The following is a 13,969-nucleotide window of genomic DNA, read 5'->3' on the forward strand; positions in this document are numbered from 1 at the left end:
GGCCTTGGGGCTGCGCCGGGCCTTGGGGCTGCGCCGGGCCTTGGGGCTGCGCCGGGCCTTGGGGCTGCGCCGGGCCTTGGGGCTGCGCCGGGCCTGGCAGCGTTGCTGGCCTGCCCGTCTACGACCCGGCCGACGCCACCGACCGGATCACCGCCTGCGCGAAGCCTAATGGCCGCCGCCGGCGTTACGGCCACAGCTACGTTGTGCGCCTGACTTTTGTGCTATGGCTTTGCCTGGCGGCCGGCTTGCTCCTGGAACCTGCCTCGAGCTTCGCCCCCCCCGCGGCCCAGGCTCTGACGGGCCGGGCCATCGGATGATCAGGTCTAAACGAGAGCAGGTCCGACTTATCTGTCTTGGGGGCTGTGTCCCTCTTCGACGGTGTCGAGACCACCGATGGGGGCGCCGAGTCGCGCAGGGCGGGGGCGTGGGTGGCCGGACGCCCGTACCCTGTCAGGGTGTCCGCCGTCGACCTTGTGTTGGTTCTGCTGATGGTTGTGTTCGCCGTCAGTGGCTACCGGCAGGGGTTTGTGATCGGTGCCCTGTCCTTCTGCGGGTTCTTCGGCGGTGCGCTGATCGGCCTTCAGGTCGGGCCGCTGGTGGCCCAACGCTTCGATGACGGCGCGATTCGCGTCGTCATTTCTTTGGTGGCGATCTTTGGGCTTGCGGTGCTCGGGCAGGCCCTCACCGGCTGGGTCGGTGCCCGTCTGCGGCACGCGATCACGAGCCATGCCGGCCGCCGGGTCGACGATGCCGGTGGGGCGGTTGTCTCGACGTTGGCCGTGCTGATCGTCGCCTGGTTGGTGGCGGTTCCGCTCGGGTCGTCGTCGGTGCCTTGGCTGGCGAGTTCCGTACGCAACAGCGCTCTGCTCGACGGTGTCGACAAGGTCCTGCCGGAGCAGGCCCAGGCCCTGTCCGAGTCGCTGCGGGACACCGTCGATACGCGCGGGTTCCCGGACGTGTTCGGTGGGCTGACCGCTACCCGCGCCCGCGAGGTGGCGGCGCCCGACCCGGCGTTGGCCAACTCCCAGGTCGTCATCAACTCGAAGAAGTCGGTGGTCAAGGTGCTCGGGTCCGCGCAGAGTTGCGGCCGCCGCATCGAGGGATCCGGCTTCGTGTACGCGCCGCAGCGCGTGATGACCAACGCCCACGTGGTGGCCGGGACCGACCGGGTGTCGATCGAGGTCGACGGTGACCGGGAGAGCGGCCGGGTGGTCGTCTACGACCCCAAGCGGGATCTGGCCGTCATCTACGTGCCCGACCTCGACGCCCCGGTGATGCCGTTCGCCCGCAACCTGGCCAAGGCCGAGGCCGACGCGATCGTGCTGGGTTTCCCACTGGACGGGCCCTACAACGCCCAGTCGGCCCGCATCCGGGACGTCGGCGACATCACCGGCCCTGACATCTACGAGTCGGGCGAGGTGACCCGGGAGATCTACACGATCCGGGCACTGGTACGCAGCGGCAACTCCGGCGGCCCCCTGGTCACCCCGGACGGCACCGTCCTCGGCGTGATCTTCGCCGCCGCTGCGGACGACCGGAACACCGGGTTCGCGGTGACCGCCGACGAGGCGTCGCGGGTGGCCACCGCCGGCATCCAGCGCACGAAGGCCACCGCAACCGGCGAGTGCGTCTGACCGCGACGGGCCGGTCGAGCGATCGGCGATGCTCAGCCCGGGTGGCCGGAGCCCGGACCCTGTCACCCACACGCGGACGTCCTGGGTCGTAGGCACCATCCGTGACAGCCGAACGCTCCGGGCCGCCGCGTAGCACACCCGAACCCGCGCGGGGACGGACGCGCCCCGGATCCCGAGCGAGCGGCCGCAGGTGGCGGGCCGGCTCTGGTTGGCCTCTGAGTCCTGGGCCGGGTCCGTGGGCGGGCTGTCGGTTCCGGGCCAGCTTTGGTTGCGGCTCTGGGTCTTGGGCTGGGCCTGTGGGTTGCTGTGGGTTCCGGCCGGCTTTGGTCGCGGCTTTGGGCTGAGCCCCGGGTGATTCCGGGCCGGCTTTGGTCGCCGTTCGAATTCCGGGTCGGGCTGTGGGCGGTTCCGGCGCGGCCGAGCCCGTGGAGGCTGCCCTCAGTCCGGCGCCACGGCCGCGATCCCGGCCGGCCGGTTTCTGGGGAAGAATTCCGGCTCGGCCTGTGGGCGGTTCCGGCGCGGCGTGGCCCGTGGAGGCTGCCCTCAGTCCGGCGCCACGGCCGCGATCCCGGGCGGGCGGTTTCTGGTGGCGAATTCCGGCTCGGCCTGTGGGCGGTTCCGGCGCGGCGTGGCCCGTGGAGGCTGCCCTCAGTCCGGCGCCACGGCCGCGATCCCGGGCGGGCGGTTTCTGGTGGCGAATTCCGGCTCGGCCTGTGGGCGGTTCCGATGCGGCCTGGCCCGTGGAGGCCGCCCTCAGTCCCGCGCCACCACCGCGATCCCGCGCGCGCGGCTTCTGGCGGCGAATCGGGTCGGTGGCCGCCCTTAACCCCTACGCCGCGCCCGCGATCGCTCGGATGGTCAAGGGTCACCAGGATTTGAGGATGCCGCTGGCGCGGTGATCGTCGTTGGGTGGCGCCGGCGGAACATCGGGGCGTTAGCGGCCGTGTTTTGGCTCTCGTGTTCGGGAGCGTGCCCACCGGCTCGAGCGGCTGGCTAGCAGAGCCATCGCCGGATGCCGGGCGAACAGGACGACAAAGACGACGCCGGCGGCCAGGATCAGCAGGGAGATCGCTGCGGCTATTCGCCAGCCGAGCGGGCTGGTCGGGTCGGTCGGGGTCGCGGAGCGTTGCGCGGCCGCGCCCGACGCCCCGGACGCTCCCGCGCTCGTGTCGGCTTCGTTGGCGCCGCCGCCGGTGACCGTGTCGGTGCCCTGGCCCGGCGCTCGGCCGAAGCCGGCCACGCCAGGAGACTTGTCGTCGTCGAGGGGGTTGCGGGCGACCGTTGGCAGTTGGGCGGTCAGGGCGGCCAGCGGGTCGACGCGGCCGAAGCCGTAGGTGCTGTCGCGGCCTGGGGCGCCCAGGTCGTCGGCGGTGCTGATCAGGCGGTTGACCACCTCTCCGGCCGGCATCGCCGGCCAGCGGGAGCGGACCAGGGCCGCCGCCGCCGACACCAGGGGGGCCGCGAAGCTGGTGCCGCGGACCCGCCAGAATCCTCCTGTTTTCGCACCGACCAGGTCGGTCGCGGGTGCGGTCAGCACCGTCGCGTCGCCCGTGATCGAGCCCGTCCAGAGGACGTCGGTTTCCTTCTCCAGGCCGGCGACGGCGATCACGCCGGGCTCGCGGGCCGGGTACCAGACGTTGGTGGTCGCTTCCGGCAGCACGTTGCCGGTGCAGGCGACGACGACCACGTCGCGGGCGAAGGCGTAGTCGAGGGCCGCGGCCAGCGCAGGGCTGGTGCCGGCGCCGCCGAGGGACAGGTTGATCACCTTGGCGCCGCTGTCGACGGCCAGGCGGACCGCTCGGGCCACGATCATCGCGTCGCTGTAGCGGTTGTCGGCATCGAGGACGCGGATCGGGAGGATCTTGGAGTTGGGGGCCAGGCCCATGACGCCGTTGTCGTCGTCTGAGCGGCCGGCGATCAGGCCGGCGACCGTGGTGCCGTGGCCGACCGGGTCGGTGTGGCCGTCGCCGCCGCCTTCTTTGACCAGGTCTTTGCCCGGTAGGACCTGGCCGGCCAGGTCTTCGTGGCTGGCGTCGACGCCCGAGTCGATCACCGCGACGATCACGCCGCTGCCGGTCGAGTAGCGCCAGGCGTTCTTGGCGCGAAGCTCACCCAACTGCCACTGCTCGTCGCGGACCGAGTCGGCCGGGATCGGCAGCATCGGCGTGCGGGCGGCCGCCTGACCGTGGCTGACCGGGCCGAATTGGCCACGCGGGATCGGCAGCGGTGCGGTCGTCAGAGCCAGGGCCGCCGCCATAGCGACCAGAGCCGCCCCACCTAGCCGTGGGACGGCGCTTCGGCGTTGGTGCGTCAGCCTCGTCACCTCACGGCCTTTTCACCCCGGGAAGTTCCTGTGCTGGGAGATTACCCCGAGGTCCCACCTGTTCGGGACACACAATGTGCGACCAGTTCGCCATTGGCCGAGGTGCGGGCCCCGTGACCTCGGACGTGTGCGTAGCGTGATCCATCGATCGCTCCTCTTTCGGTGGGCTCGCCCGGGTCAGGGTGCCGGCAGGTGGGCGAGTTGGACCAGGCGCGCGCCGGTCTTGCGGGTGACCAGGCGACCGCGGCCGGCGGGCAGCGGGCCGGGCCGGACGGGACCGACCAGCGGGCCCTCGTCGGCGTCGCCGGACATCACCAGGCCCGCCGTGGCGAGCTCGCGGAGCCGCTGGACGATCGGGTCGTAGAGCGCCCGGCCCGCGCCGCCGGTGCGCCGGGTCAGCACCAGGTGCAACCCGATGTCGCGGGCCTGCGGCAGGAACTCGACCAGGGCCAGCAGCGGGTTGGCGGGCGAGGCCGCGACCAGGTCGTAGTCGTCGACCAGCACGAACAACTCCGGGCCGGTCCACCAACTCCGGGCCCGCAACGCGGCGGGGGTGACCTCGGGCGGCGGCAGCCGGCGCCGCATGTAACCCGCTACCGACTCGATCAGCTCGGCGGTGTCGCCGGCGGCCGTCCCGTACCCGATCAGGTGCTCGGTCTTCACCGCTTCGAGCAGGCTGCGGCGGTAGTCGACGACGATCAGGCGGGCCTGCGACGGTGTGAAGCGCCGCGTGACGGTGCTGGCCAGGGCGCGCAGGAACGACGACTTGCCGCACTCCTGGTCGCCGAAGAGCACGAAGTGCGGGTCGGCCGCGAAATCGACCGCCACCGGGCCCAGGTCGGCCTCGGCGATGCCGATCGGCAGCGTCAAGCCGGTGGTCGCCGTCAGATCGAGCTCGGCGTACGGGACCGAGGGCGGCAGCAGCCGGACCGGCGGCGCGGACGGCCCGGTCCACGCGGCCGCCACCGCCGTGGCCAGCGGGATGTCGCCGGTCAGCGCGGGCCGGAGGGTCAGCAGGTGCAGCCCCTCGCTGGTGATGCCGCGACCGGGAGAGTCGGCTGGCACGTCCAAGGCCGCCTGGCGGGAGATCAACGAGTCGCTCGGGTCGCCGAGCCGCAGCTCCAGGCGGGCCGCGAACAGGTCGCGGGTCGCCGGGCGCAGGTCGAGCCAGCGGTTGGCCGAGGCCAGGACATGGATGCCGTACGCCAGGCCGCGCGCCGCCAGGTCGGTGATCACCGGCTCGAGGTCGTCGAACTCGGTGCGCACCGTCGACCAGCCGTCGACCACCAGGAAGACGTGCGGCGCGTCGGCCGCCGGCGAAAGCTCCCGGGCCGCGAGCAGCGCGCCCAGCTCGCCGACCGTGCGGCGGACCGCGGCCGGGTCGAGCCGGCCGGCCACCCCGCCGACGTGCGGCAGGTCCTGCAGTGGGGCCAGCGAACCGCCACCGAAGTCGAGGCAGTAGAAGCGCGCCTCGTCGGGGGTGTGCGCCAGCGCCAGACCGAACACCAGGGTGCACAGGGCCGTGGACTTGCCGCTGCGCGGTGCGCCGACCACCGCGACGTGCCCGGCCGCGCCGTCGAGCGTGAACCAGAGCAGGTCGCGGCGCTGGTCGAGCGGGCGGTCGACCACCGCGACCGGGACCTGGAGCGCACCGTGCAGCTCGGGGTTGGCGAACGTCAGGCCACGCCCCGGCACGACCACGGGCGGCCCCAGCACCTCGTCGAACGTCGCCGGCTCGGCCAGCGGCGGCAGCCACACCCGGTGGGCGGGCGGGCCCTGCCCGGCGATCCGATCGACCAGCGCGTCGAGCAGACTCGGCCCACCCGGCGCGGGCCCGACGGGCGGAGCCGACGACGCCAGCGGCGTAGCGGTGAACGGCAGCACCGACGGTGAAGAAACCGGCACCAACCCAAGAGGTCGACGCACCGGACCCGACACGTACGCGACCCGGAAGCGCCGCAGCGGATCGGTGCCGGCCTTCAGATAGGCGTGGCCGGGCGCCCGGGGCAGCTCGTAGGCGTCCGGCACGCCGAGCACGGCCCGCGACTCGAACGGCGAGAACGTGCGCAACCCGATCCGGTAGGACAGGTGGGTGTCGAGGCCGCGTAGCCGCCCCTCTTCGAGGCGTTGGGAGGCCAGCAGCAGGTGTACGCCGAGCGACCGACCCAACCGCCCGATCTGCACGAACAGGTCGATGAAGTCGGGCTTGGCCGACAGCAGCTCGGAGAACTCGTCACAGACGACCAGCAGCGACGGCAGCGGTGCCAGCGGCGCGCCGGCCGACCGGGCCTGCTCGTAGTCGCGCCGGCTCGCGTAGTTGCCGGCCCGGCGGAGCAGCTCCTGCCGGCGGATCAGCTCGCCGTTGACCGCGTCGACCATCCGGTCGACCAGGTGCAGCTCGTCGGCCAGGTTGGTGATCAGGGCGGCCGTGTGCGGCAGCCGGTCGAGGCTCGCGAACGTCGCGCCGCCCTTGAAGTCGACCAGGACGAGGTTGAGGTCCTCGGACGAGTGCGTGGCCGCCAGCCCGAGGACCAGCGTCCGCAGCAGCTCGGACTTGCCCGAGCCGGTGGCCCCGATCAGCAGGCCGTGCGGACCCATGCCGTCGAGCGCCGACTCCTTGAGGTCGAGCTCGACCGGGCTGCCGTCGGCGGCGACCCCGATCGGCACGCGGAGTTGGTCGCGTTGTGACCGCGGTGCCCAGCACTCGGCGACCGTCCAGGCGTCGGGCGCGGCCATGCCGAGCACTCCGACGTCAGCGGCCGGCAACGACGAGGCGCCGGCGGGGCCGGCCAGCCGCAGCGGTGCGAGCTGCCGGGCCAGGGCCGTGACGGACGCCAGGTCGAGCCCGTCGGCGACGCCGACCACGGACACCCCGTCGGTCGTGGCCGTCTCCAGTGCGCCGTCGGGCCGGCAGGTCAGCACCACGGTCGACGGGTCCGGCAGCCGCGGCGGCGTGCCGTCGACCTCAACCACGGTCAACCCGTCGGTGCCGGAGAACCGCGCGGCCCCGGCGCCGTCGACCACGACGACCGCGTGCGCCGAGATCCCGTCGAGCAGCCGCTCCAGCCCGGCGACCGTGTCGGCGACCAGCCGCACCGGGCCCAGCGCGTCGGACCGCGTCGGATGCCGGGCGTGCGGCAGCCACTTGACCCACTCCCAGTCGGCCCGCCGGTCGGGGCCGGCGGCGACGGCGACCACGAGGTCGTCGGGCGCGTGGAACGTCACGAGCTGGGCCAGCAGCGCCCGGACCAGGGCCGGCGAGCCGCGCACGTGCACCCGGGCGAAGCCGCGCATCGACAGTGCCACGGGCAGGTCGGGCACGACGGAGTACGCGTCGAGGAAGCGCCGCAAGGCGCCGGCGGTCATCGGCTCCAGGTCGTCGGGTGGCCGGCTGACCGGCGGGGCGAGAGCGGTGGCCAGCGACTGGGGACCGACACCGACCCGGACCACGGCGAAGTCGCTGTCGGCCGGGCGCCGCTCCCACAACCGATGGCTGTCGACCGTGGACCAGAGTCGCGCGGGGTCGGGATGCCGATAGCGCAGGCTGGCACGCTGCCGGGTGACGGTGGCCCGGGCCTGCCCCCGCAGCAGCGACAGGTGGCGCAGGTAGTCGCGGCGGGCCGCGACGAGCTCGGCCTTGCGCGGGCCACCGTAGCCCCACGAGGTCGCCAGCATCGCGAGCGACGAGACGCCGAACATGCCGCCGACCACATAGGAGAACACCCCGCCGCCCCGGCCCATCATCATCGCCATCGCGACGCCGCCGCCGAGCATGGGCAACAGCAGCATCAGCTGTTGCCAGCGCCCGCCCGCCGCCCGCGGCAGCTCCGGCGGGGCCTCGACACGCAGCTCGCCGCCGGGGATCGCGGGCGCGGGCCGACGCGGCGGCCGGCGGACCAACACGGTAGACATCGACGCTCATCGTAGGGAATCGCGTCGGGGTGTGGATGGCCGAAAAGGGGTCATGTGGATAACCCACGAGACCGATAGCGTGCCCTCGTCCCGGCTCCCCCCGTGATGGAGGATGATCGATGCACACCGGCCTCGCCCTGGTCACCGTCAACGCTCCGCACCGCCGCGTCGACGTCGCGCTGCCGCAGGACGTACCCCTGGCCGATCTGCTGTCCGAGATCGTGCGGCACGCGGGTGCCGCGCTCGCCGACGACGGCGAGGCGCACGGCGGTTGGGTCCTGCGCCGCACGGACGGCACGGCGCTCGAGGGCGGTGCGACTCTGGCGGCACAGGGGGTACGCGACGGCGAGCTGCTGCACCTCGTCCCCGCCGGTCAGGACTGGCCGGAGCTCGAGTTCGACGACGTGGTCGAGGCGATCGCCGACGGGGCCCGCAGCCACGGCACGGCCTGGTCCGGGGAGCAGACGGTGACCGCGACCCTGGCCGGAGCCGGGGTGGCGCTCGGAGTCGCGCTCGTCGCCCTGCTCCGGGCCGGGCCCGACTCGGCCGCCGCGATGCTGACCACCCTCGGTGTGGCCGCCGGTCTCACGGTCGCGGGCATCCTCGCGGCCCGGGCCTACGGCCACCGCCCCGCCGGCATCGCCCTGGGCGCCTACTCGCTGCCGTACGCGTTCGCCGCCGGCGCCCTGCTGCTGGCCGGCGGGGACGCGGTGGGTCCGGTGCCCGGCCTGACCTGGATCGGCGCGCCGGAGCTCCTGCTCGGCTCGGCGGCGCTGGCCCTGCACGGCGTGCTCGGCATCATCGGGGTCGGCGCCGGCCGCCGGATCTTCGCCGCGGCGGTGCTGGCCGGCCTGCTCGGCGCCGCGACCGCCGGCATCGGCTTCGCCCTGACCGCCGAGGGCGCCGCCGCGATCCTGCTCGCGGTGCTGGTCTGTGGCGTCGGGTCCCTGCCAGTGCTGGCGATCCGGCTGGCCCGGTTGCCGATTCCGCCGGTGACCGGGTCGACCAGCGCCGGCACCGACACCGACCAGGTCCGCACCGCCGTCACCCGAGCGGAGGAACTCCTCGGCGGCCTGCTGATCGGCCACGCCGTCCTGGCCGCCGCGGCGGCCGCCGTACTCGCGACGACCGGTGGTGGTTGGGGTCGGACCCTGGCCGGCGTGTGTGGTGTCGCGCTGCTGCTCCGGGCCCGGGTCTTCCGCACCGTCCGCCAGCGCGTCCCGTTGCTGGCGGCGGGCACCGTCGCGTTGACCGCGGTGGCGCTCGCGGTGGCCCAACTCGCCACGGTCCTGGCCGGCGTGCTCGGCCTGGCCGTCGCACTGCTGCTGACCGCCGCCGGCGTGGGCTACGCCCGGCGCCCGGCCGGTCCCTACCTGGGCCGCGCCGCCGACCTGCTGGACACCGGCCTGCTGGTCGCGGTCATCCCGGTGGCCTGCGCTGTGCTGGGCCTGTTCGCACAGGCCCAGACACTGATCGACTAGCTAGTAGGTGCCGGCGGCCTTGGCCTCTTCCGCCCGGCGGTACGAGGCCAGGATCTCGGCCTCGGCCTCGGTGCGGCCGACCCAGGTCGCGCCCTCGACGGACTTGCCGGGCTCCAGGTCTTTGTAGACCTCGAAGAAGTGCTGGATCTCCAGCCGGTCGAACTCACCGACGTGGTGAATGTCGCGCAGGTGCTCCTGGCGCGGATCCTCGAACGGCACGCAAAGGACCTTGTCGTCGCCGCCCTTTTCATCTGTCATGCGGAACATGCCAATGGCCCGGCAGCGGATCAGGCAGCCCGGGAAAGTCGGTTCGGTCACCAGGACCAGCGCGTCCAGCGGATCGCCGTCTTCGCCGAGGGTGTCCTCGATGAAGCCGTAGTCGGCCGGATACTGGGTCGACGTGAAGAGCGTGCGGTCGAGGCGGATGCGGCCGGTTTTATGGTCGACCTCATACTTGTTGCGATTCCCCTTGGGAATCTCAACGGTGACGTCGAAATCCATTCTCATGCTCTCCTTGCTGACCGCGTTGGCCCCCTGCATACGCACGGACGCCAGTAGTGTCGCCTAGGCCGGGCTTCGAACGGGAGGAGGGGCGGGTGGGGGAAGATTCACAACCGCGCCCCGCGCGCGGTCGGGCACAGGTGCCCGGCGCCACGCCGCCGCCGTCCGATTCCGTGCGGAAGTCGCCCCCGCCGACGGAAGCCAACCTACACGGTTCGGGCCCCGGACAGCCCGCACCGCCGCCGGGCCCGTTCCCGCCCGCGGGACCGACCCGGGCCCGCGCCGCCGTGCCGGCCGGCCCACCCGTCCCACCGGTCCCAGCCAACCAACCGCCGAGCTTTCCGGGTACGGGCGGCCCGCCGATCTCCCCCGGGCCTAGCGGCCCGCCGATCCCGTTAGGACCGGTCGGCCGCCATCCGAACGAGCCGCCGCCCGTCGCTCCGGCACCGAAGCCGCGCCGTCGCCCGCGCGCCGCGATGCTCGTCGCGTTGACCGGCGTACTCGTGCTGGTCGTCTTCGCCGCCGGCCTGGTCGTGCTCCGCCCGGGCCCGGTCGCGGCCTGGCTCGGTGACGATGCCGGGTCCCGGCCCACACCGGTCGTCGACCCGCCCGACCCGGCACCCGGGCCCGTGCTCGGCGCGCTCGACGGCACCGCTCCCATCCCGAGCGAGGCCGGCCTGACCACCGCCATCGGCAAGCTGGTCACCGACAACGACCTCGGCGGCCGGGCCAGCGTGGTCGTCCGCGACGTGGTCACCGGCAACGTGATCTACGCCAACCAGGGCGACGTGCCGACCGTCCCGGCCTCGACGATGAAGCTGGTCACCGCGGCCGCGGTGCTGGCGACCCGAGGCCCGGCCCACCGGATCCCGACCCGGGTCGTCGCGGGACCCAACCCGGGCGAGGTGATTCTGGTCGGCGGCGGCGACCCGACGCTCGCGGCCAGCGGCAAGACCTTCTACCCGGGCGCGGCCCGGCTCGACAAGCTGGCCGCGGCCACCAAGAAGGCGCTGGGCAGCACCGCACCGACCAAGGTCTACTACGACAGCTCGCTGTTCTCCGGGCCTGTCTACGAGCCGGGCTGGGACTCCGACATCCCGACCGGCGGCTTCGGCGGGCCGTCCACCGCGCTCACCATCGACGGCGCCCGGACGACACCGAAGCAGCTCGACAACGGCTACTCCGAGCGGTTCAGCAAGCCCGACGTCGCCGCCGCCAAGGCCTTCGCCAAGGCCCTCGGCGTGGCGGGCACGCCCGCCCCGGCGCCCAAGGGCTCGGTGCCCGCCGGTCCGAGCGCGGCACCGACCAGCCCGACCGGCAGCATCGACCCGGGCACGGAACTGGCCCGGGTGGAGTCACCGCCGATGGTCCGGCTGGTGGAATACATGCTGGTCGACAGCGACAACGTGATCGCCGAGGCGATGGCCCGCCAGGTCGCGCTGGCCAAGGGCAAGCCGGCCTCGTACGTCGGTGCCCGCGCGGCGATGACCGAGGTCGTCGGTGAGCTGGGGCTGAAGGCCGACGGCCTGGTCCTGGCCGACGGCAGCGGCCTGTCCCGCACCGACCGGCTGACCCCGGAGCTGCAGACCGCATTGCTCGCGCTCGCCGCGTCCGGCAAGCGCCCGGAGCTGACCGAGATGTTCGCCGGCCTGCCGGTGGCGCAGTGGACCGGCACCCTCGGCGAGCGGTTCGGCGAGGCGAACGACCGCAAGGCCGCCGCGGGCATCGTCCGGGCCAAGACCGGCACGCTGACCGGCAACCACGCGATGGCCGGCGTCGTGACCACGGTCGATGGCCGGCTGCTGGCGTTCTCCGTGCTCACCGACGGGGTGACGGCCAGCAGCGACACCACCCGCGGCGCCCTGGACCGGATCGCGGCGACCCTGGCCCGCTGCGGCTGCCGCTGACGGAACCAGCGCTGGGGGTGTCTCGCACGGGTACCGTGGGGTGATGGCGCAGTTCGTGGACTGGGATCTGGCCGCCGCGACAGCGGGCGCGCTCGGAAAGTCGGGCCCGCGGGCCTCCTACGAGGAAGCCACCGAGGTGGTGGCCGATCTGCGCCGCCTGACCGAAGAGGCGGCTGGGCACGTCAGTGACTACACGGGCCTGCGCTCGCAGGTCGCCCATCCTCCGGTGCGGGTGGTCGACCGCCGCGACTGGGCCGCCGTCAACGTGGCCGGCCTGCGCGAGGTGATCAGCCCGTTGATCACCCGGCTCTCCGGTGACAAGGAGCCGGGTGCGTTCACCGATGCGATCGGCTCCCGGTTGACCGGTGTCCAGGCGGGCAGCGTTCTGGCGTACCTCTCTGGCCGGGTTCTTGGGCAGTATGAGGTGTTTTCGTCGGATCCAGGGCAATTGTTGTTGGTTGCCCCGAACATCGTGGAGGTCGAGCGCAAGCTCGGCGCCGACACGCGCGACTTCCGCCTCTGGGTCTGCCTGCACGAGGTCACCCACCGCACCCAGTTCACCTCGGTGCCCTGGATGCGCGCCCACTTCCTCGGCGAGGTGCAGTCCTTCGTCGACGCGTCGCAGGCGGGCAGCGAGCACTTCACCGACCGGCTCCGGCGCGCGGTGGCCACGCTGTCCGACGCGATACGCGAGCCCGACAGCCGCGCCAGCGTCCTCGACCTGGTGCAGACGCCTGGCCAGCGCGCCGTGCTCGACCGGCTGACCGCCCTGATGACGCTGCTCGAGGGGCACGCCGAGTTCGTGATGGACGGCGTCGGCCCCGAGGTCATCCCCACCGTCGAGCAGATCCGCGCCCGGTTCAACCGGCGCCGCGAGGCGGGCAACCCGCTCGAGAAGGCCATGCGCAAGCTGCTCGGCATCGACGTGAAGATGCGGCAGTACGCCGAGGGCCGCAAGTTCGTGCACGGCGTCGTGGAGCGGGTCGGCATGGCCGGCTTCAACAAGATCTTCAGCTCGCCGTTGACGCTGCCCCGGCTGGAGGAGCTCGGCGATCCGGACGCCTGGGTGGCCCGGGTCCACGGCCCCGGCGGCGGCTCCGGCCCGGTGCTGGCACAGGACTGAGCCGTGGTCGGTCCCGCGCCAACGGTCGCCGCGACCCGCGTCGCGGTCCGCCGCATGCTGCACGGGATACGCAAGGACGCGCTGGTGCTGGTCGCCTGCTCCGGCGGTGCCGACTCGCTGGCGCTGGCCGCCGCGACCGCGTTCGTCGCTCCCCGGATGGGCCTGCGCGCGGGATTGATCACCATAGACCACGGCCTCCAGGACGGCTCCGACCGCCGCGCGAGCGCGGTCGCCGCCTGGGGTGAGTCCGTCGACCTGCGCCCGTCCATAGTGGTCTCCGTCGACGTCTCCGGCCGGCCCGGCGGGCCCGAGGCGGCCGCCCGCGAGGCCCGCTACGACGCGTTGCTCGACACCGCCCGCGCCCACGACGCCAACTCGGTGCTGCTCGGCCACACCCGCGACGACCAGGCCGAGACGGTGCTGCTCGCGCTGGCCCGCGGCGCCGGCCCCCGCGGCATGGCGGCGATGCCGGACCGCCGCGACGTCGAGGGCGTGGCGCTGCTGCGGCCGCTGCTCGACATGTCCCGCGACGAGACCCGCAAGGCCTGCGCCGCGATGGGGCTCGAGCCGTGGGAGGACCCGCACAACCTCGATCCGTCGTACGCCCGGTCAAGGGTTCGGGCCTCCGCCCTGCCGTCGCTGGTCGACGCGCTGGGCCCCGGCGTGGTGTCCAACCTGGCCCGCACCGCACGCCTGCTGGCCCAGGACGCCGAGGCGCTCGACGTGCTCGCCGCCGAAGAGCTGGAACGGTCCATGATCGACGAAGGCCTGTCGGTCGCGATGCTCGAAGCCCTGCTGCCGGCGTTGCGCGCCCGCGCCCTGCACTCGTGGGCGCTGTCGCTCGGCTGCTCACCGGCCGCGTTGTCGCACCGGCACGTGACCGCGCTCGAGGCCCTGGTCACCGCCTGGCACGGCCAGGGCGCGGTGCACCTACCCGGCGGAATCCGGGCCGCCCGCGTCGCTGGCATCCTGCGCGTCGTCACCGATTGACCCGGTAGCCTGACCGGGCCGCGACTGGCGAGGGTGGATCACCACCGGGGAGCGGCCCGACGTTTGTGTGGCGCCGACCGCCTGGGTGCCTCCGGAGC

8 protein-coding genes and 1 riboswitch are annotated in these 13,969 nt (G+C 73.5%); of the genes, 5 read left to right on the forward strand and 3 right to left on the reverse strand.

What is annotated here, in order from left to right; genetic code table 11:
* Positions 1–455 precede the first annotated feature (455 nt).
* Entirely contained in the window at positions 456–1,634 is a 1,179-nt protein-coding gene (locus CHC05_RS39190; RefSeq protein ID WP_089255815.1) for a MarP family serine protease, read from the forward strand.
* A gap of 934 nt (positions 1,635–2,568) precedes the next feature.
* On the opposite strand, the gene mycP is transcribed toward CHC05_RS39190, so the two are convergent.
* Positions 2,569–3,891, reverse strand: coding sequence for a type VII secretion-associated serine protease mycosin (gene mycP / locus CHC05_RS39195; protein ID WP_089255731.1), 1,323 nt, complete (start codon positions 3,889–3,891; stop codon positions 2,569–2,571).
* A 243-nt stretch (positions 3,892–4,134) separates the two neighbouring features.
* On the reverse strand, positions 4,135–7,869 hold the full coding sequence (eccCa, locus tag CHC05_RS39200) for a type VII secretion protein EccCa (RefSeq protein WP_089255732.1): 3,735 nt from the start codon (positions 7,867–7,869) through the stop codon (positions 4,135–4,137).
* Positions 7,870–7,988: 119 nt separating this feature from the next.
* Between eccCa and eccD the strand changes: the two genes are divergently transcribed.
* Positions 7,989–9,350: a type VII secretion integral membrane protein EccD gene (gene eccD / locus CHC05_RS39205; RefSeq protein WP_089255733.1), complete on the forward strand. Its 1,362-nt coding sequence runs from the start codon at positions 7,989–7,991 to the stop codon at positions 9,348–9,350.
* On the opposite strand, the gene CHC05_RS39210 is transcribed toward eccD, so the two are convergent.
* On the reverse strand, positions 9,351–9,851 hold the full coding sequence (locus tag CHC05_RS39210) for an inorganic diphosphatase (protein WP_089255735.1): 501 nt from the start codon (positions 9,849–9,851) through the stop codon (positions 9,351–9,353).
* A gap of 476 nt (positions 9,852–10,327) precedes the next feature.
* Here CHC05_RS39210 and dacB point away from each other — a divergent pair, with 476 nt between their 5' ends.
* From dacB to tilS, 3 genes are read left to right on the forward strand one after another with little or no spacing between them, the layout of a single operon-like run.
* Positions 10,328–11,758: a D-alanyl-D-alanine carboxypeptidase/D-alanyl-D-alanine endopeptidase gene (gene dacB / locus CHC05_RS39215; RefSeq protein WP_089255737.1), complete on the forward strand. Its 1,431-nt coding sequence runs from the start codon at positions 10,328–10,330 to the stop codon at positions 11,756–11,758.
* A 43-nt stretch (positions 11,759–11,801) separates the two neighbouring features.
* Positions 11,802–12,881: a zinc-dependent metalloprotease gene (locus CHC05_RS39220; RefSeq protein WP_089255739.1), complete on the forward strand. Its 1,080-nt coding sequence runs from the start codon at positions 11,802–11,804 to the stop codon at positions 12,879–12,881.
* A 3-nt stretch (positions 12,882–12,884) separates the two neighbouring features.
* The gene (gene tilS, locus CHC05_RS39225) at positions 12,885–13,871 is read left to right on the forward strand and encodes a tRNA lysidine(34) synthetase TilS (RefSeq protein ID WP_425426919.1); all 987 of its coding nucleotides are present in this window, start codon (positions 12,885–12,887) and stop codon (positions 13,869–13,871) included.
* 10 nt (positions 13,872–13,881) lie between these two features.
* A riboswitch (ZMP/ZTP riboswitch) is annotated at positions 13,882–13,965 on the forward strand.
* Positions 13,966–13,969: the final 4 nt, after the last annotated feature.

Origin of the sequence: Asanoa hainanensis (genome assembly GCF_900188485.1) — a bacterium.
In the GTDB taxonomy this organism is placed as follows: domain Bacteria; phylum Actinomycetota; class Actinomycetes; order Mycobacteriales; family Micromonosporaceae; genus Asanoa; species Asanoa hainanensis.